At 69.4% G+C, this 17,574-nt stretch carries 15 protein-coding genes and 2 tRNA genes; 6 read left to right on the top strand and 11 right to left on the bottom strand.

Annotated features, from left to right (window positions below; translation table 11 throughout):
• The first annotated feature begins 55 nt into the window (after positions 1 to 55).
• The 3 genes from FB391_RS10950 to FB391_RS10940 all read left to right on the top strand — a co-directional run bounded on the left by FB391_RS10950 (position 56) and on the right by FB391_RS10940 (position 4,375).
• Complete coding sequence (locus FB391_RS10950) at positions 56 to 1,390, top strand: MFS transporter (RefSeq protein WP_246093465.1); 1,335 nt, start codon at positions 56 to 58, stop codon at positions 1,388 to 1,390.
• 143 nt (positions 1,391 to 1,533) lie between these two features.
• Positions 1,534 to 4,134, top strand: a complete 2,601-nt coding sequence (valS, locus tag FB391_RS10945) for a valine--tRNA ligase (RefSeq protein WP_141894399.1) — start codon at positions 1,534 to 1,536, stop codon at positions 4,132 to 4,134.
• A 1-nt stretch (position 4,135) separates the two neighbouring features.
• Complete coding sequence (locus FB391_RS10940; RefSeq protein ID WP_141894398.1) at positions 4,136 to 4,375, top strand: hypothetical protein; 240 nt, start codon at positions 4,136 to 4,138, stop codon at positions 4,373 to 4,375.
• 76 nt (positions 4,376 to 4,451) lie between these two features.
• Here the strand turns inward: FB391_RS10940 and FB391_RS10935 are convergent, their stop codons facing one another.
• From FB391_RS10935 to FB391_RS10925, 3 genes are read right to left on the bottom strand one after another with little or no spacing between them, the layout of a single operon-like run.
• The gene (locus FB391_RS10935) at positions 4,452 to 5,816 is read right to left on the bottom strand and encodes an MFS transporter (RefSeq protein WP_141894397.1); all 1,365 of its coding nucleotides are present in this window, start codon (positions 5,814 to 5,816) and stop codon (positions 4,452 to 4,454) included.
• Positions 5,813 to 6,043 carry a hypothetical protein gene (locus tag FB391_RS10930; protein ID WP_141894396.1) on the bottom strand — a complete coding sequence of 77 codons (231 nt, stop codon included), beginning with the start codon at positions 6,041 to 6,043 and terminating at the stop codon, positions 5,813 to 5,815. Before FB391_RS10930 ends, FB391_RS10935 begins: the two co-directional genes overlap by 4 nt.
• Positions 6,044 to 6,053: 10 nt before the next feature.
• A complete protein-coding gene (locus FB391_RS10925; protein WP_141894395.1) occupies positions 6,054 to 6,674 on the bottom strand; it encodes an ArsR/SmtB family transcription factor in 621 nt (206 codons plus the stop codon).
• 107 nt (positions 6,675 to 6,781) lie between these two features.
• Here FB391_RS10925 and FB391_RS10920 point away from each other — a divergent pair, with 107 nt between their 5' ends.
• A complete protein-coding gene (locus FB391_RS10920; RefSeq protein WP_141894394.1) occupies positions 6,782 to 8,830 on the top strand; it encodes a M3 family metallopeptidase in 2,049 nt (682 codons plus the stop codon).
• Here FB391_RS10920 and FB391_RS10915 read toward each other — a convergent pair whose 3' ends face one another.
• From FB391_RS10915 to FB391_RS10880, 8 genes are all read right to left on the bottom strand, one after another.
• On the bottom strand, positions 8,831 to 9,580 hold the full coding sequence (locus tag FB391_RS10915) for an alpha/beta hydrolase (protein ID WP_141894393.1): 750 nt from the start codon (positions 9,578 to 9,580) through the stop codon (positions 8,831 to 8,833).
• A gap of 10 nt (positions 9,581 to 9,590) precedes the next feature.
• Positions 9,591 to 10,709 (bottom strand): epoxide hydrolase family protein, encoded by a 1,119-nt coding sequence (locus FB391_RS10910; protein WP_141894392.1) that lies wholly within the window; start codon positions 10,707 to 10,709, stop codon positions 9,591 to 9,593.
• A gap of 34 nt (positions 10,710 to 10,743) precedes the next feature.
• On the bottom strand, positions 10,744 to 11,715 hold the full coding sequence (locus tag FB391_RS10905; protein ID WP_141894391.1) for a serine hydrolase domain-containing protein: 972 nt from the start codon (positions 11,713 to 11,715) through the stop codon (positions 10,744 to 10,746).
• A 26-nt stretch (positions 11,716 to 11,741) separates the two neighbouring features.
• Complete coding sequence (clpX, locus tag FB391_RS10900; RefSeq protein WP_141894390.1) at positions 11,742 to 13,010, bottom strand: ATP-dependent Clp protease ATP-binding subunit ClpX; 1,269 nt, start codon at positions 13,008 to 13,010, stop codon at positions 11,742 to 11,744.
• A 193-nt stretch (positions 13,011 to 13,203) separates the two neighbouring features.
• On the bottom strand, positions 13,204 to 13,881 hold the full coding sequence (locus FB391_RS10895; RefSeq protein ID WP_141894389.1) for an ATP-dependent Clp protease proteolytic subunit: 678 nt from the start codon (positions 13,879 to 13,881) through the stop codon (positions 13,204 to 13,206).
• 32 nt (positions 13,882 to 13,913) lie between these two features.
• Positions 13,914 to 14,516: an ATP-dependent Clp protease proteolytic subunit gene (locus FB391_RS10890; RefSeq protein ID WP_018171012.1), complete on the bottom strand. Its 603-nt coding sequence runs from the start codon at positions 14,514 to 14,516 to the stop codon at positions 13,914 to 13,916.
• Between the two features lie 169 nt (positions 14,517 to 14,685).
• Positions 14,686 to 16,197 carry a trigger factor gene (gene tig / locus FB391_RS10885; RefSeq protein WP_141894388.1) on the bottom strand — a complete coding sequence of 504 codons (1,512 nt, stop codon included), beginning with the start codon at positions 16,195 to 16,197 and terminating at the stop codon, positions 14,686 to 14,688.
• 78 nt (positions 16,198 to 16,275) lie between these two features.
• Positions 16,276 to 16,349, bottom strand: a tRNA-Pro gene (locus tag FB391_RS10880).
• A 149-nt stretch (positions 16,350 to 16,498) separates the two neighbouring features.
• Between FB391_RS10880 and FB391_RS10875 the strand changes: the two genes are divergently transcribed.
• Both FB391_RS10875 and FB391_RS10870 read left to right on the top strand, forming a co-directional pair.
• Positions 16,499 to 16,572, top strand: a tRNA-Gly gene (locus FB391_RS10875).
• 94 nt (positions 16,573 to 16,666) lie between these two features.
• The gene (locus tag FB391_RS10870; RefSeq protein WP_141894736.1) at positions 16,667 to 17,566 is read left to right on the top strand and encodes an alpha/beta fold hydrolase; all 900 of its coding nucleotides are present in this window, start codon (positions 16,667 to 16,669) and stop codon (positions 17,564 to 17,566) included.
• Positions 17,567 to 17,574: the final 8 nt, after the last annotated feature.

Here is a 17,574-nt window from a genome sequence, read left to right as displayed (position 1 = left end):
AGGGAATGCCGGCGACCACGGCGGGGTTTCTGGACTCGTGCCAAGATTGACGTCCGTGACCGCAGCACCCGAAGCCGCCATCGCTCCCGAGAGCACCCCCACCCGCCGCGTCGCGTGGGCCTCGATGGTCGGCACGTCCCTCGAATCCTTCGACTTCTACCTCTACGCGTATTTCTCGGCGTTCTTCGTCGGGCCGCTCTTCTTCGACCCGCTGGGCGCGGTCGGGGCGACGAGCGTCGCCTTCCTGACGATCGCCCTCGCCTTCGTCGTGCGGCCGATCGGCGCGCTCATCTTCGGCTACATGGGCGACCGGCTCGGCCGACGCGCCACGCTGCTGTGGACCGTCGCGCTGATGGGCGTCGCCACCGGCCTCATCGGGCTGCTGCCGACCTATGCCCAGGCCGGCTGGCTCGGCGCGGTGCTGCTGATCCTGCTGCGCATCGTGCAGGGGCTGTCGCTCGGCGGCGAATGGGGCGGCTCGATCCTGATCGCCACCGAGAACTCCGGGCCCGTCAAGCGCGCGTTCTATGCCGCGATCCCCCAGCTGGGCTCGCCCGTCGGGTCGATCCTGTCGGCGGCGGTGTTCATCGTCCTGACCGCGGCGCTGCCGCCGGAGCAGATGGCGGACTGGGGGTGGCGCATCCCGTTCCTCCTCGCGATCCCGCTGCTGCTGGTCTCGCTGTACCTGCGCTGGTCGATCAGCGAGACGCCGGTCTTCACCGGCCTGGTCTCCGAAGGCCGCCGCGATCGCGTGCCGTTCGTGACGATGTTCGCGAAGCGCCCCGGGGCCATGGCCATCGCGATCGGCGCGGCGCTGCTCGGCATCGGCTCGTACTCGCTGATGAACACGTACACCGTCAACTACGGCGTGACCGAGCTCGGGTTCAGCTTCCAGGACCTGCTCGTGGCCACCACGATCGGCGGCCTGCTGCAGCTCGTGACCATCCCGCTCTTCGGCGCGTGGGCGAGCCGCATCGGCTCGGCGCGCGTCGTGCTGTGGGGCGCGCTCGGCACACTCGTCATCACGTTCCCGATGTACTTCCTGCTGCAGTTCGCGACGTTCCCGATCCTCGTGGCGACGATGATCGTCGGCGGCATCCTCCCCACGATGGCCTGGGCGGCGCTCGGCGGGCTCATGAACGACCTCTTCCCCGACCGCTTCCGGTACTCGGCGCTGTCGTTCGCGTACGCGCTGGCGGCGACCATCAGCGGGTTCGTGCCCTACGTCACCCTCCAGCTCGGGTCGGCGACCGACTTCGCGTGGTGGCACCCGGGCGTGATCCTGGCCGTCATGTCGGCGATCACGCTCGTGTCGGCGTGGCTCGCCGCGCGCTGGCCGGTCGAGCCCGAGCTCGAGACGCAGCCCGAGACGGCCACCGTCGTCGCCTGACGACGAGGACCACTGGATGCCGGCGGCCGAGGCCGCCGGCATCCACTGTTTTCCGGGGCCGGCGCCCGCCCCGGTACACTCGAGCGACATCCCACACTCAGGCACGCTCACACAGTGCCGCACATATCGATCGAGGAGACCTCATGTCCGACGCGCACATTCCGGAGAAGCCCGCACTGGAGGGCCTCGAGACCAAGTGGGATGAGGCGTGGAACGCACAGGGAACGTACCTGTTCGACCGCGCCCGCGCCGCCCAGGCGGGCCGCGACGGGGTGTTCTCGATCGACACGCCGCCGCCCACCGCGTCCGGCTCGCTGCACATCGGGCACGTGTTCTCGTTCACGCACACCGATCTCAAGGTGCGTTTCGAGCGCATGCGGGGCAAGACCGTGTTCTACCCGATGGGATGGGACGACAACGGCCTGCCGACCGAACGTCGCGTGCAGAACTACTACGGCGTGCGCTGCGACCCGTCGCTGCCGTACGAGGCCGACTTCACTCCCCCGTTCGAGGGCGGCGACAACAAGTCCAGCCGTGCCGCCGACCAGGTGCCCGTGAGCCGGCGCAACTTCATCGAGCTGTGCGAGAAGCTCACCGTCGAGGACGAGAAGCAGTTCGAGGCGCTGTTCCGTCAGCTCGGCCTGAGCGTCGACTGGACGCAGACGTACCGGACCATCTCGGACGACACGATCCGCACCAGCCAGCTGGCGTTCCTGCGCAACCTCGAGCGCGGCGAGGCGTACCAGGACCTCGCCCCCACCATGTGGGACATCGACTTCCGCACCGCCGTCGCGCAGGCCGAGCTCGAGGACCGAGAGCAGCAGGCGTCGTTCCACACCATCGACTTCCCGTTCGCCGACGGGTCGGGCGCAATCACGATCGAGACGACCCGGCCCGAGCTGCTGCCCGCGTGCGTCGCGATCGTGACCCACCCCGACGGACCCCACAAGCACCTCATCGGCACGAAGGTGCGCAGCCCCTTCTTCGGCGCCGACATCGAGATCCACGGTCATCACCTCGCGCAGCCCGACAAGGGCACCGGCGCGGCCATGGTCTGCACCTTCGGCGATGTGACCGACATCGTGTGGTGGCGCGAGCTGCGCACCGCCGACGGCCGCCATCTGCCGAACATGACGACCATCGGCCTCGACGGCCGCTTCCTGCCCAAGGCCCCCGCGATCATCGAGAACGCCGAGGCGATCGAGTGGTACGCCGCCGAGATGGCAGGCAAGACGGTCTTCTCGGCCCGCAAGGCCCTCGTCGAGAAGCTGCAGGAAACCGGCGACATGACCGCCGTCGGCAAGCCCTTCAGCCACGCCGTGAAGTTCTTCGAGAAGGGCGACCGCCCGCTCGAGATCGTGTCGACGCGCCAGTGGTACATCCGCAACGGCGCCCGCGACGAGCAGTTGCGCGACAAGCTGATCGCGCTCGGTCAGCAGATGTCGTGGCATCCCGACTTCATGCGCGTCCGGTACGAGAACTGGACCAACGGGCTCACCGGCGACTGGCTGGTGTCACGGCAGCGCTTCTTCGGCGTGCCGATCCCGATCTGGTACGGCCTCGACGAGAACGGCGAGCGGGACTACGCCCGCGTCCTCACCCCCGACCTCGCGTCACTGCCGGTCGACCCGTCGACGGACGTGCCCCCGGGATACACGGCCGAGCAGCGAGGCGTTCCGGGAGGGTTCGACGGCGAGAACGACATCTTCGACACGTGGGCGACGTCGTCGCTGACGCCGCAGCTCGCCGGAGGCTGGGAGCGCGACCCCGAGCTCTGGGACCTCGTCGCGCCGTTCGACGTGCGCCCCCAGGGTCAGGACATCATCCGCACATGGCTGTTCTCGACGATGCTGCGCAGCGCCCTCGAGGACGACCGCGCGCCGTGGACGGATGCCGCCATCTCGGGCTTCATCGTCGACCCCGACCGCAAGAAGATGTCGAAGTCGAAGGGCAACGTCGTCACACCCGCCGACATCCTGTCGCAGCACGGGTCGGACGCGGTGCGCTACTGGGCGGCGTCGAGCCGCCTGGGCACCGACGCGGCGTTCGACCCGCAGAACCCGACGCAGATCAAGATCGGGCGTCGCCTGGCGATCAAGGTGCTCAACGCGGCGAAGTTCGTGCTCTCGTTCCCGGTCCCCGACGGCGCCGAGGTCACCCACGCGCTGGACGCCTCGATGCTCGCCGCCCTGCACGGCGTCGTGCGCGAAGCCACCAAGGCGTACGAGAACTACGACCACGCGCGCGCCCTCGAGCTCACCGAGTCCTTCTTCTGGACCTTCTGCGACGACTACCTCGAGCTCGTCAAGGAGCGCGCGTACAACCAGACCGACGCGGGTCAGGCATCGGCGGCGCTCGCCCTGCGCCTGGCGCTGTCGGCGCTGCTGCGACTGCTCGCACCGGTGCTGTCGTTCGCGACCGAAGAGGCATGGTCGTGGTTCAACGACGGCTCGGTGCACACGTCGGCCTGGCCGGTCGCGCCCGACGAGGAGTGGGGCGACCCCGCCGTGCTCGAGGTCGTGGGCGAGGCCCTCATCGGCGTGCGCCGGGCCAAGACCGAGGCGAAGGTGTCACAGAAGGCCGAGGTCGCGCGCGCGGTCATCGCCGGCCCCGCAGACTCGCTCGCCCTCATCAAGCTCGCCGAAGGCGATCTGCAGGCGGTGGGCCGCATCGCCGCCATCGAATACGAGGATGCCGACACGCTGGCCGTGACGGCGATCGAACTCGCCCCTCAGGAGGACTGACATGCAGCTCGGCACACGCTGGACCGCCGGGGAACAGCCCCCGGCCGCCGTACCGGACGCGCTCCACGAGCAGCTGGCCGCCGTGGAGCGCGACCTTCCGCCGGGCGCTCCTACTCCGCGCTGGACCCTGACGTGGCTCGAAGGCCGCCCGGTCGCGGAGCTCGACACCGGCGTCATCGTGACCGTCGATCGCTCGGGAGCGGTGGTCGTGCGTCACGACGACGAGGACGAATTCGCCTGAGGCGCCGCATAGCGCAATCACGAAAGGGGTACGTCTCCGCCGCTGAGATCGGCGGTGACGTACCCTTTCTCGTGTCTCAGGCGGCAGCGCGTGCGGCGACCTCGGCCCCGGCCTCCCGGGTGCCGACGATCAGCAGCCGCAGCGCGGCGAGCGTCGCGATGGCCACGATCACGCCCGAGATCACGAACGGCAGCTGGAGGTTGATCCGCGAGACCAGTCCGCCCAGCAGCGTCGCGATCGGGAAGATCCCCCACGTCAGCATGCGCGTGATCCCCAGGACGCGACCGAACAGGTGGGGCGGGATGATCTGCTGGCGCAGCGCGCCCCACGGCACGTTCCAGGTCGACACGGCGAACGCCATGAGCGCGTAGGCGGCGATGGCCAGTCCCACGTTCGGCGCGAGGCCGACCAGCACGGACGATACCGCGACGATCGCGTTGGCACCGACCATCACCGGGCCGCGGCCGAAGCGCGCCACGAGACGCGAGGCCAGCAGCGAGCCGACGAGCGCCCCGATGCCGATCCCCGCGGTGACGAAGCCGATCGCGACGGGGTCGACGTGGTGCACGTCGAGGAAGAACAGCACCGTGACGGCCTGCGCGAACGACAGGCAGCATCCGACGATGGACGTGAACAGCACCATCGAGCGCAGATACGCGTGGTGCCACAGGAACCGGATGGCCTCCCGCGCCGATACCGACGTCTGCGCGACGGGGGCCGGCACCGGCTCGAAGGTCGGGCCTGCCGGTGCGACATCAGGTGCGGTGGGGTCCGGCACGGTCTCCGTCTCGGGCGCGGGCTCGCGCAGAGGGCGCGCGGCCGACAGCGGCAGCATCAGCGCCAGCACGATCGGCACGAGATAGGCGGCGCCACCCACCCACAGCGGCACGGCGAGGGCGATGCCGAACAGCACGCCGCCGATCGGCGTGGCGATGAAGCTGTCGATCGTGATCTGCGCCGCCTGCATCCAGCCGTTCGCCCGATCGAGCTGAGCGCGCTTCACCACGCCCGGGATGACGGCGTTCGTGGCGTTGTCGAAGAGCGTCTCACCGAGGCCGAACACGAGCGTTCCGGCGAACAGCGCCCAGATCGACAGTGTGCCGGTGACCGTCAGGACGGCCAGCACGAGGGCAGCGCCGCCGCGCACCGTGTTCGCGGCGGCCATGACGATCCGGCGGTCGAACCGGTCGACGATCATGCCGGCCGGCAGCCCGAAGAGCAGCCAGGGCAGGAATGCGAGCGCGCCCAGGACCGAGATCATGAGCGGATCGTGGGTCAGCGTGGTGGCGATCAGAGGCACCGCCGTGCGTCCGATGCCGTCGGCCAGGTTGCTGAACGCGGCCGCGGTCCAGAGCTTTCCGAAGTCGCGGCCGAGCGGGACCCTGCGTGCCCGCCCGGCCGGCGACTCGGCCTCAGACACGATGTCGACGGAGTCGCTCATCGCGGAAGAATACCCAGGGCGCCGCGCGCTTCGGCCGCGCCGCGGGTGCGGGTGGCGGCATCCTGAGCTGCGATGGCATCGCGGCGGGCTGCGCTCGCGCGGCGCTCGAGCCGTGCGGCGACGAACGCGTCGAGGGTCGATGCCGCCTGCAGCAGTGTCCGCTCGAACGCGGTGGTGCGGGCCTGGCTGCGGGACGACGCGACGTGGTGGGCGGTGATGGCGGTCATGACAGCGCTCCTAGTCTTCGAGTTCCGGAAGCGGGAACAGGTCGGCCCGGATGGTGACGGGCCGGACGTTCTCGCCGGTCTGGTTGCGGTAGTTGTCCACGGCGTCGTCGATCAGCGCCATGATCTTGCGGGAGAGTTCTGCGGACTGCTCCGGGGTGAGCCGGGCGGTGGCGGTCGAGATCATGCTCCCGTCCTGCCACGCCTCCTCTTCTTCGGCGAGCCCGCGATCGATGAACTGCATGAGCTGCTCCTGACGGAGCTTGAAGAACTCGCCCATGACGATCTGCGTCGCAGCCCGGCCGGACGGGGTCTTGATGGCCTCGGCGTTCGCGAAGGACACGCCGCCCTTCGGACGCTCCCACCACCGCTCTCGGCCCGAGCCGCGACCGTCGACCTCGTGGATGAGGTCCTGCTTGGCGAGGGCGCGCAGGTGGTAGCTGGTGGAGCCTGAGGACTCCCCCAGCCGCTCGGCCAGCGAGCTCGCGGTCTGCGGGCCGTACTGGCTGAGGATGTCGTAGATCTTGACCCGCAGCGGGTGCGCGAGTGCACGCAGCGCACCCGCATCGAGGACGCGATCGCCGCGCTCGTTCTCTGCGGCATTCGTCGTGCTGCGGGTGGTCTCGTCTTCCATGTCCCCCAAGATAGCGATGCAAAGAAGTCTTTGCAAGCATTTCTTTGCAAGATTCTTTTTGCAAAGAAATCTCGGCATACGCACCGCCGCGCATTAGGCTGACGGGCATGGCTGACAACCCGCTGCTGTCCCCCAGCACCCTCCCGTACGGACTCCCCGATTACGCCGCGATCCGGCCCGAGCACTACCTCCCGGCGTTCGAGCAGGCGTTCGGGGACCACAAGGCCGAAGTTTCTCGCATCACGGTCGTCCGTTCGATGCCCACCTTCGAGAACACCCTCGTCCCGCTCGAAGAGAGCGGCCGACTGCTGGGCGACGTCGCCCGCACGTTCTACACCGTGTCGTCGGCCGACGCGACCGACGAGATCCAGTCGATCGAAGAGCAGCTGGCCCCGCTGATGTCGGCCCACCAGGACTCGATCCAGCTCGACTCGGCGCTGTTCTGGCGCATCAAGACGCTGCACGACCAGCTCGACGAGCTGGAGCTCGATGCCGAGCAGCGCTACCTCGTCGAGCGTCACTTCACAGAGATGTCGCACGCCGGCGCGGGACTCGACGACGAGGCCAAGGCGCGGCTCACCGAGCTCAACCAGCGGCTGTCGACGCTCACCACCCAGTTCGAGAAGAACCTCCTCGCCGACACCAACGACCTGGCGGTGGTCTTCGACGACGCGGCCGAGCTCGACGGACTGAGCGAAGGCGAGCTGTCGGCGGCCGCGCAGGCGGCCGCCGATCGGGGCCTCGAAGGCAAATGGGTCGTCACGCTCACGCTCTTCACGGGGCACCCGTACCTGTCGAGCCTCACCGACCGGGCCTCGCGCGAGCGTCTGCTGACGGCATCCCGCTCACGAGGCTCGCGCGGCAACGACCACGACAACCGTGACACGCTGCGCGAGATCGTGCGCCTGCGTGCCGAGCGCGCCGCCCTGCTCGGCTACGACTCGCATGCGGCGTACATCACCTCGGACGAGACCGCCGGCTCCCCTGCCGCCGTGCACAGCCTGCTGCGCGAACTCGCCGTCCCGGCGGCGCGCAACGCCGCGCGCGAGCAGGCGAAGCTGCAGGCCATCGTCGACGCCGCGCCCGATCCGTTCCCGATCGCCGCACACGACTGGGCCTTCTACACCGAGAAGGTGCGGGCCGCCGAGTACGACCTCGACCGCGCCGCGCTGCGTCCGTGGTTCGAGGCCGAGCGCGTCCTGCAGGACGGGGTGTTCCGCGCGGCGACGGATCTCTACGGCATCACGTTCACCGAGCGACACGATCTGCAGGGCTACCACGCCGACAACCGCGTGTTCGAGGTGCACAACGCCGACGGCTCGGAGCTCGGGCTGTACGTGCTCGACCTGTACACGCGCGACACGAAGCGCGGCGGCGCGTGGATGAACTCGATCGTGCTGCAGTCGCGCCTGCGCGGGACGGCGCCGATCGTGGTGAACAACCTGAACGTCCCGAAGCCCGCCGCGGGTCGCCCGACGCTGCTGAGCCTCGACGAGGTCACGACGCTGTTCCACGAGTTCGGCCACGCGCTGCACGGGCTGTTCGCCACCGTCACCTACCCCCACTTCGCGGGCACCAACGTCTTCCGCGACTTCGTCGAGTTCCCCAGCCAGGTGAACGAGATGTGGATCTACTGGCCCGAGATCCTCGCGTCCTACGCACGCCACATCGACACCGACGAGCCGTTGCCGGCCGAGGTCGTCGAGAAGCTGCACGCGTCCGAGGCGTTCAACCAGGGCTTCGCGACCAGCGAGTACCTCGCCGCGGCGTGGCTCGACCAGGCGTGGCACTCCCTCACCGAGGACGAGGCCGCGGCCGACATCGACGTGGCGTCCTTCGAGGCGGCCGCCCTGGCCGACATCGGGCTCGACAACCCGGCCGTGCCCACCCGCTACTCGTCGACGTACTTCGCGCACGTCTTCTCAGGCGGCTACAGCGCGGGGTACTACTCGTACATCTGGAGCGAGGTGCTGGACGCCGACACCGTCGAGTGGTTCCGCGAGAACGGTGGCCTGCGTCGTGAGAACGGCGACCGCTTCCGCGGCCGGCTGCTGGGCGTCGGCGGGTCGAAGGATCCGCTGGAGGCCTACCGCGACTTCCGCGGCCGGGATGCCGTCATCCAGCCGCTCCTGGAGCGCCGGGGGCTGGCGGACTGATCAGCGCGCCGACGAGCTCCGCACGGCGATCCTGCGGAGCTCGTCGGCCAGATCGTCCGGGCGCGACCACATCGGCCAGTGCCCGGTCGGAAGATCGATCAGCTCGACCGCCGCGTAGCTCCCCAGCTCCTGGAACCACGGGTGGCCGGCCGCCGTCATCTCGCGCACCTGCTGGGCGGTGATGCTGCAGCAGACGAGGGTGACCGGGATGGCGTGGCGGCGGTCGTCCGTCAGCACGATCGGCTGCCGCGCCGGTCCGGCGGGATGCGGCACCGCACGCCGACGGAACTCCGCGCGGGCCGCGGGGTCGAGTCCGTCCAGACTCGACCCCGCCGCTTCCAGCGTCTGCCAATCCGGAAGCTCGATGCTCCGCACCTCCGGCGCGAGGTCCGGGGATGCAACCGCGCCGTCGGCGACCGGACCACTGTCGACGAAAACCAGGCCGGAGAGGGAAGCGGGAGCCCGGTCGGCCGCGCCGGTGATGACCGTCCCCGCCCCGCTGTGCCCGACGAGCACGACGGGTCCCGATGCACGCGAGATCGCCGCGACGACCGCCGCGATCTGGTCGTCGAGCGTCACGTCGGCATCGGTCGTCCCCGGCTGCAGCCCGGGCAGGGTGAGCGCCTCGACGTCCACGCCGGCGGTGTGCAACCGGGTGGCGACGGCATCCCACGCCCACTCGCCGAGCCAGAACCCGGGCACGAGGACGATCGTGGCGGGCGCCGGTGATGGTGGGCGCTTCTCGGTCATCGCCGTGCCCTCACAGCAGATCCAGCTCGCGGGCGAAGGCGCGGACGCGATCGGCCATCGCTGCGGGAACCTCGGCGACGGCGAAATGCCCGCCTTCGTCCAGCCGCTCGAACGTGCGCAGATCGAGGTAGAACCGGCGGGCGAGCGATTCCGGATAGTCCCATTCGTGGCGCTGGATGTGGACGGATGCCGGCACCTCGACGGTCGGCATGACGTCGGGCTGATCGGCACCCTCGTAGTACGGGCGGAACGAGGTGCCGATGCTCTGGGTCGTCCAGTAGATCATCGCCTCAGTGAGGATCCGATCGCGCGAGATGCGCCGCTCGACGGCCCGGGGATCGCCCTCGGGCGTGTCGCTCCACTCGGCGAGCTTCTCGGCCAGCCATGCGACCAGCCCGGCCGGAGAGTCGTTCAAGCCCGCGGCCAGGGTGTCAGGACGCGTGGCCTGCACATGACCGTAGGCGCCGTTGGCGCCGCCCCAGCCGTTCAGGCGCTCGAAGAACGCCACCTCATCGGGCGCCGTCAGGAGCGGGCGCTCGGCCTGCGCGGGGAAGTGGGCGTGCGTCGCGATGATCCCCGCCACTGCGTCGGGGTACGTGCCCGCGATGAGGTCGTTGACGTTCGCGGACACGTCCTCGCCGTACGTGAGGTAGCGACGATAGCCCAGGACATCGGTCATGAGCGCGTGCATCGTGGCGGCCAGGCGCTTCTCGGTGATGGGACCGCGCGCGTACGGTGTCGAGAACGCGAACCCGGGAAGACTCGCCACCACGACGTGGAAGTCGGGGAGCAGGTCGGCGAATTCCAGCTGCAGCGCGAAGGTGTGGGGCCAGCCGTGCATCACGAGCAGCGCCGGTGCGTCCGGCCGCGGGGACGTCAGATGCACGAAGTGCACCGTCGTGTCGTCGATCCCGGCGAGAAACTGCGGGTGCCGGTTGAGCCACTGCTCACGGGCGCGCCAGTCCCAGTGCCGCCACGTGTCGACCAGCTCCCCCAGATAGTCCGCGGTCATGCCCGCGGGCGGGCGCCGCGGCGAGTCCGGCAGCGGACGGAAGCGGTCGAGACGCTCGTGCAGGTCGGCGAGCTCGGCATCGGAGACGGCGATCGTGAACTGCTGCGGTATGGGCATGCGCCGACGCTACGCGCGGGCACCGACATCGCCGTCAGATCGCGAGGCGCACGGCATCCATCAGCGTCTTCACCCGGGCGAACGTGCGAACCTCGGTGTTGGCGAGGCCCGTCACGGTCACGCCCGTCGCCGGATCGTGCCTGCTGGACGCGGTGACCCCGTGATCGCCGCCCGAGAGGAGCAGATCCCCGCCGTCGAGCCAGATCCCCCGGCCGTAGCCGAGCCCGTCACCGGCGTCCGCGGTGACGGTCGCCGTCGCGAGCGCCGCGAGCTCCGCCGGAAGGATCCGCCCGGTGGTGAGCGCGAGCCAGAAGCGGTGCAGATCGCCGACCGTCGAGTACGCCCCGCCGTCCCCGGACCCCTGCACCGGCAGGTCGAACACGTTGGTGCGGCCGTCGGCCTTGTACCCCGTCGCGCTGGAGGCCGGAAGGGCGTCCGATCGGGGGAAGCAGGATGCCGTCATCCCCGCCGGTGCGAAGACGCGACGATCCACCAGTTCGGGGAACGACGTGCCGGACGCCCGCTCGGCGATCAGCGCGAGGACGACGAAGCCGCCGTTGCAGTACGAGAACCGCTCCCCTGCCGGGAACTTCGTCGGGAGGCCGTCGAGCACCGCGAGGTACGCGGGCGTCGAATCCAGTTGCTGGACGGGCACGGTCATGGGTGCCAGCGCGTCGATCTCTTCGTCGAGGTAGTCGCCGATCCCGGACCGATGCGTCAGCAGATGGTCGACGGTGACGTCGTCGGCGATGAGGGGCAGGTCGTCGCCGAGCACGTCGCGGGCCGCCGTGTCGAGCGAGAGCGTGCCGTCCTCGACGAGCGAGAGCACCGCGAGCGCCGTGAACGTCTTAGCCCCGCTCGCGAGCGCGAACCGCGTGTCGGCGGTGTTGGCGACGCTCCACGTGCGGTCCGCGAAGCCGACGGCCCATTCGCCGAGCACGTCGTCCCCGCGACGGGCACTGATCACACCGCTGAAGCCGTCCAGATCCGGCGCGAGGTCGATCATGGCCGCGTCCGCAGAGGAGGGGATGCTCAGGCGCTCTTGCGCTTCTCGCGCAGCACCAGGGTCGGCGGCGCGCCCTCGTCGACGGCGGCTCGCGTGACGATCACCTTGTCGACGTCGTCGGTCGACGGGATCTCGAACATGATGGGCCCGAGCACATCCTCGAGGATCGCGCGCAGGCCGCGGGCGCCGGTCTTGCGCGCGACGGCGAGGTCGGCGATCGCCTCGAGGGCCTCGCGGTCGAACTCCAGCGTCACACCGTCGAGCTCGAACATGCGGTGGTACTGCTTGACCAGCGCGTTCTTCGGCTCGGTGAGGATCTCCATGAGCGCCTCGCGGTCCAGCGGCGACACCGAGGCCACGACGGGCAGGCGGCCGATGAACTCGGGGATGAGGCCGAACTTGTGGAGGTCCTCAGGCTGCACGTCGCCGAACAGGTTGAGGTCCTCGTCCTTGCGGTGCAGCGAGGCGCCGAAGCCGACGCCGTGCTTGCCCACACGCGACGAGATGATGTCTTCGAGCCCGGCGAACGCACCGGCCACGATGAACAGGACGTTCGTCGTGTCGATCTGGATGAACTCCTGGTGCGGGTGCTTGCGGCCGCCCTGCGGCGGGACGGAGGCCACCGTGCCCTCGAGGATCTTCAGCAGCGCCTGCTGCACGCCCTCACCGGACACGTCCCGCGTGATGGAGGGGTTCTCGGCCTTGCGCGCGATCTTGTCGACCTCGTCGATGTAGATGATCCCGGTCTCGGCGCGCTTGGTGTCGAAGTCGGCGGCCTGCAGGAGCTTCAGCAGGATGTTCTCGACGTCCTCGCCGACGTAGCCGGCCTCGGTGAGCGCCGTGGCGTCGGCGACGGCGAACGGCACGTTCAGCCGCTTGGCGAGCGTCTGCGCGAGATACGTCTTGCCGCAGCCGGTCGGGCCGAGCAGCAAGATGTTGCTCTTCGCGATCTCGATCTCGTCGGCGCGCTGCTCGGCCGACTGGATGGTGCCGTGGGCGCGCACGCGCTTGTAGTGGTTGTACACCGCGACCGACAGCGCCCGCTTGGCGTCCTGCTGGCCGACCACGTACTCCTCGAGGAAGGCGAAGATCTCACGCGGCTTCGGAAGGTCGAAATCGGCGACGACGCCCGACGAGGACTCCGCCATCCGCTCTTCGATGATCTCGTTGCACAGCTCGACGCACTCGTCGCAGATGTAGACGCCGGGTCCGGCGATGAGCTGCTGGACCTGCTTCTGGCTCTTGCCGCAGAAGGAGCACTTGAACAGGTCGGCGCTTTCACCGATGCGTGCCATGAGGCTCCTCCTCGTCGCGTCGGGGGTAGCCCCCCAGCTGTTCTCCGAGCCTAATAGCTGACGCCGACATGCGGCGGCATTGCGACGCAGGTTGTGGACGACCGGTGGTTCGCGCTCAGCGGAACCGCCCCGTGCGCACGAAAACGCCCCGCCGCCCGGGCAATCCGGGCGGCGGGGCGGTGCGGCATCCGCTCTACTTCGTCAGCGCCTGCTGACCGCGCTTGCGGGTCGTGAGCACCTGGTCGACGAGACCGTAGGCGACCGACTCCTCAGCGGAGAGGATCTTGTCGCGGTCGATGTCCTTGTTGACCTCTTCGACCGTCTTGTTCGAGTGCTTCGCCAGCGTCTCTTCGAGCCACGTGCGCATGCGGAGGATCTCCTGCGCCTGGATCTCGATGTCGGACGCCTGCCCGTGACCGGCCTCGCCCATCGCGGGCTGGTGGATCAGGATGCGGGCGTTCGGCAGTGCGAGACGCTTGCCCGGCGCGCCGGCCGCGAGCAGCACGGCGGCCGCCGAGGCCGCCTGGCCGAGCACGACCGTCTGGATCTGCGGCGACACGTACTGCATGGTGTCGTAGATCGCCGTCATCGCCGTGAACGAGCCGCCGGGCGAGTTGATGTACATGATGATGTCGCGGTCGGGGTCCTGGGACTCCAGCACGAGCAGCTGTGCCATCACGTCGTCCGCCGAGGCGTCGTCGACCTGGACGCCCAGGAAGATGACGCGGTCCTCGAACAGCTTGTTGTAGGGATCCTGGCGCTTGTAGCCGTAGGCGGTGCGCTCCTCGAACTGCGGCAGGATGTAACGGCTGCCGGGCATCTGGAGTCCCTGGGGTGCCATCGGGGCACCTCCGAAGGTGGGGGTCTGCATTCCGGGTTCTCTCTCTTTCGCCTTCGAAGCCGTCAGTCCGCCGCGCGGGCGCCGCCGTCGGTTCCGCCGCCGCCGATCACGTCGACCGCGGACTCGCGGATGTGGTCCACGAACCCGTACTCGAGCGCCTCCTGCGCCGAGAACCAGCGGTCCCGGTCGCCGTCCGCGTTGATCTGCTCGACCGACTTGCCGGTCTGGGCGGCGGTGATCTCGGCCAGGCGCTTCTTCATGTCGAGGATCAGCTGCGCCTGTGTCTGGATGTCGCTCGCGGTGCCGCCGAAGCCGCCGTGCGGCTGGTGCAGCAGGACGCGGGCGTTGGGCGTGATGTAGCGCTTGCCCTTCGTGCCGGCGGTCAGCAGCAGCTGGCCCATCGACGCCGCCATGCCGATGCCGACGGTGACGATGTCGTTGGGGACGAACTGCATCGTGTCGTAGATCGCCATGCCGGCCGTGATCGAGCCGCCCGGGGAGTTGACGTACAGGTAGATGTCCTTCTCGGAGTCCTCAGCGGCGAGCAGCAGGATCTTCGCGCAGATCTCGTTGGCGTTCTCGTCGCGCACCTCGGACCCGAGCCAGATGATGCGGTCCCTCAACAGCCTGTCGAAGACGCTCGTCGCGACAAGTGGTTCGGCCATGTGTACTCCTGATTCCGTATCGGTGAGATCGAATCTACCGGCGCGTCAGGGCCGACCCGCCCGTGTTCGCCCTGGGCAGAGCGCGCCCCGGACGACGAAGAGGGTGGATGCCGCGGCATCCACCCTCTCGACGGTTCAGGTCGCTGTCACAGCGCCCCGAACGCATGCATCACTCCGCGTCGGCGGCCTTCTTGGCCGGAGCCTTCTTGGCGGCCGGCTTCTTGGCGGGAGCCTTCTCGGCGGCGTCGGCCTCGTCGGCCGCGGCCTTCTTGGCGGCGGGCTTGCGGGCCGGAGCCTTCTTCGCGGGCTTGGCCTCTTCGGCCTCGACGATCGCGTCGGCGTCGGCCGCGGCATCCGCGATCTCCTGCGCCTCTTCGACGACCTCTTCAGCCTCGTCCTCGTCTTCGACGGCGATGAAGCCGCTCAGGTCGACCGGCTTGCCGTTCGTGTCGACGACCTTCACCTTGCCGAGCGCGACCGCGAGGGCCTTGTTGCGCGCGACCTCGCCGATGATGGCGGGGAGCTGGTTGCCCTCCTGCAGCGCGTTGACGAAGTCCTGCGGCGCCATGCCGTACTGGGCGGCCGACTGCACGAGGTACTGCGTGAGCTCGTCCTGCGAGACCTGCACGTCGACCGACTCGGCGATCTTGTCGAGCAGCATCTGCGTCTTGAACTGCTTCTCGCTCGCCTCGGCGACCTCGGCGCGGTGGACGTCGTCCTCCAGGCGGCCCTCGTTCTCGAGGTGGGTGTGCACCTCGTCCTCGATGAGCTGCGGCGGGACCGGGATCTCGACCTGCTCGAGGAGCACCTCGATGAGCTTGTCGCGGGCGGCGGAGCCCTGCGTGAAGGCGCCCTGCTGGCCGACGCGCTCCTTGAGGCTGTCGCGCAGCTCGGCGATCGTGTCGAACTCGCTCGCGATCTGCGCGAAGTCGTCGTCGGCGTCGGGGAGCTCGCGCTCCTTGACCGCCTTGACCGTCACCGAGACCTCGGCCTCGTCGCCGGCGTGGTCGCCGCCCACGAGCTTCGAGCGGAACGTGGTGTCCTCACCGGCGGTGAGCGAGTCGATGGCCTCGTCGATGCCCTCGAGCAGCTCGCCCGAGCCGACCTCGTACGACACGCCCTCGGCGCGGTCGATCTCGTTGCCGTCGATCGTGGCGACGAGGTCGAGCTCGACGAAGTCGCCCGACGCGGCGGGACGGTCGACGGTCACCAGCGTGCCGAAGCGGCCGCGCAGGCGGTCCAGCTCCTCGTCGATCGCGGCGTCGTCGACCTCGACGGCCTCGACCTCGACCGTGGTGCCCTCGAACGCGGGCAGGTCGAACTCGGGACGCACGTCCACCTCGACCTCGACCTCGAGGTCGCCCGAGAAGTCCTTCTCGTTCGGCCACTCGGTGACCTCGGCGGCCGGACGGCCCAGGACGCGCAGCTCGTGAGCCGAGACAGCCTCGCGGTAGAAGTTGTCGAGACCCTCGCTGACCGCGTGCTCGAGCACCGCGACGCGGCCGATGCGCTGGTCGATGATGGGCGCGGGCACCTTGCCCTTGCGGAAGCCGGGGATCTGGACGTCCTGAGCGATGTGCTCGTACGCGTGCTTGATCGACGGCTTGAGCTCGTCGGGGCTGACCGTGATGTGCAGCTTGACCCGAGTCGGGCTGAGCTTCTCGACGGTGCTGTTCACCATGCCTGTTACTTCTCCTCTATCGGACCGCGCGAACGCGCGGCATGAAGGTCTGGGTTCGCAATTCTGTGGGCCGTGATGTCGGGGCGACAGGATTTGAACCTGCGGCCTCCCGCTCCCAAAGCGGGCGCTCTACCAAGCTGAGCTACGCCCCGGGCGGGTTCGCACGCATGCGTGCGCCCTTCTGCGCTCCGGAAAGCGCAGTGGCCCCGAGAAGTCTAGCCGACCCGCCCGGGCACTGCCTGCGATGCGGGTGTTCGCCAGCCTGTGCCATAGACTGTCGGATGCCGCGGCACGCCGCTGCGGGGATGTAGCTCAATGGTAGAGCCTCAGTCTTCCAAACTGATGGTGCGGGTTCGATTCCCGTCATCCCCTCCACCTCGTGATCGACACGCTCCTCGCGGGTCTCCCCAACGGCGCGTCGGCGCGGCAGACTGGGCATCGCACCGTTCGATGCCTGTGGGGAGCCGCGATGGACGCGTCACCGATCGACCCTTCGGCCAAGCCGCGCAAGCTTCCGCGGCGGCCTGCCTCGACACTCGCCGAGAAGTGGACCACGGTCGACGGTGTCGACGTGTTCTACCGCGAGTCGCCGGATCCGCCCGCCGACGCGCGCGTGATGGCCCATGTCCACGGGTTCGGGCTGTCGGGGCGTTATCTGCTGCCGACGGCCGAGCGGCTGGCCGACGAGTTCCACACGTACGTCCCCGACCTGCCGGGGTTCGGGCGCAGCGGCAAGGCGAAGGGCATGCTCGACATCCCGGACCTCGCGCATGCCGCGCTCCGGTTCTTCGACGACCGGGGCGTCGACAAGGCCACCCTCGTGGGCAATTCGATGGGATGCCCGGTCATCATCGAGTTCGCGCACCGCTATCCCGAGCGCATCGACCGCGCCGTCCTGGTCTCGCCCGCCGGCGGCCTCTACAACCAGCCGCTGCGCCGGGCGATCGGTCAGCTGTCGAGCGACGCGCCGCGGGAGCCCTTCAAGATGGCGACGGTCGCGGTGCCTGACTACGTGCGGTTCGGCGTGCCGAGCACGCTGCGGATGTTCCGTGCACTCACGCAGTACCCGTCGCTGCAGCGTCTGCTCGAGATGCGCATCCCCACGCTGGTGGTGCTCGGCCAGCGCGACCCGCTCCTGCCGCACGCGCACCGCGTCGACGAGGTCGCCAGCCAGACCGACAGCCATGTGCTGGTGGTGCTCCTGGAGGGTGCCGCGCACGCCATCAACTACAGCCACCCCGGCCAGCTCGCGCACGTCATCCGCGCGTTCATGGACGACCGCCCCATCGAGAACGACCCGGCGTGGCCGGGCCATGTGCGGCTCTACGAGGTGCACCGGGGCAAGCACCACCCGCCGGCGAAGGCGTAGCTGCGCAG

Origin of the sequence: Microbacterium kyungheense (assembly GCF_006783905.1) — a bacterium.
GTDB lineage: Bacteria > Actinomycetota > Actinomycetes > Actinomycetales > Microbacteriaceae > Microbacterium > Microbacterium kyungheense.
Note: the sequence above shows the minus strand (reverse complement) of the source record. Positions and strands in the feature narration are given on the sequence as shown.

Excerpts from the sequence above, each read along its gene's own strand:
- valS (WP_141894399.1), top strand. The coding sequence starts at position 1,534 with ATGTCCGACGCGCACATTCCGGAGAAGCCCGCACTGGAGGGCCTCGAG.
- FB391_RS10940 (WP_141894398.1), top strand. The coding sequence starts at position 4,136 with ATGCAGCTCGGCACACGCTGGACCGCCGGGGAACAGCCCCCGGCCGCC.
- FB391_RS10935 (WP_141894397.1), bottom strand. The coding sequence starts at position 5,816 with ATGAGCGACTCCGTCGACATCGTGTCTGAGGCCGAGTCGCCGGCCGGG.
- FB391_RS10930 (WP_141894396.1), bottom strand. The coding sequence starts at position 6,043 with ATGACCGCCATCACCGCCCACCACGTCGCGTCGTCCCGCAGCCAGGCC.
- FB391_RS10925 (WP_141894395.1), bottom strand. The coding sequence starts at position 6,674 with ATGGAAGACGAGACCACCCGCAGCACGACGAATGCCGCAGAGAACGAG.
- FB391_RS10920 (WP_141894394.1), top strand. The coding sequence starts at position 6,782 with ATGGCTGACAACCCGCTGCTGTCCCCCAGCACCCTCCCGTACGGACTC.
- FB391_RS10915 (WP_141894393.1), bottom strand. The coding sequence starts at position 9,580 with ATGACCGAGAAGCGCCCACCATCACCGGCGCCCGCCACGATCGTCCTC.
- FB391_RS10910 (WP_141894392.1), bottom strand. The coding sequence starts at position 10,709 with ATGCCCATACCGCAGCAGTTCACGATCGCCGTCTCCGATGCCGAGCTC.
- FB391_RS10905 (WP_141894391.1), bottom strand. The coding sequence starts at position 11,715 with ATGATCGACCTCGCGCCGGATCTGGACGGCTTCAGCGGTGTGATCAGT.
- clpX (WP_141894390.1), bottom strand. The coding sequence starts at position 13,010 with ATGGCACGCATCGGTGAAAGCGCCGACCTGTTCAAGTGCTCCTTCTGC.
- FB391_RS10895 (WP_141894389.1), bottom strand. The coding sequence starts at position 13,881 with ATGCAGACCCCCACCTTCGGAGGTGCCCCGATGGCACCCCAGGGACTC.
- FB391_RS10890 (WP_018171012.1), bottom strand. The coding sequence starts at position 14,516 with ATGGCCGAACCACTTGTCGCGACGAGCGTCTTCGACAGGCTGTTGAGG.
- tig (WP_141894388.1), bottom strand. The coding sequence starts at position 16,197 with ATGGTGAACAGCACCGTCGAGAAGCTCAGCCCGACTCGGGTCAAGCTG.
- FB391_RS10870 (WP_141894736.1), top strand. The coding sequence starts at position 16,667 with ATGGACGCGTCACCGATCGACCCTTCGGCCAAGCCGCGCAAGCTTCCG.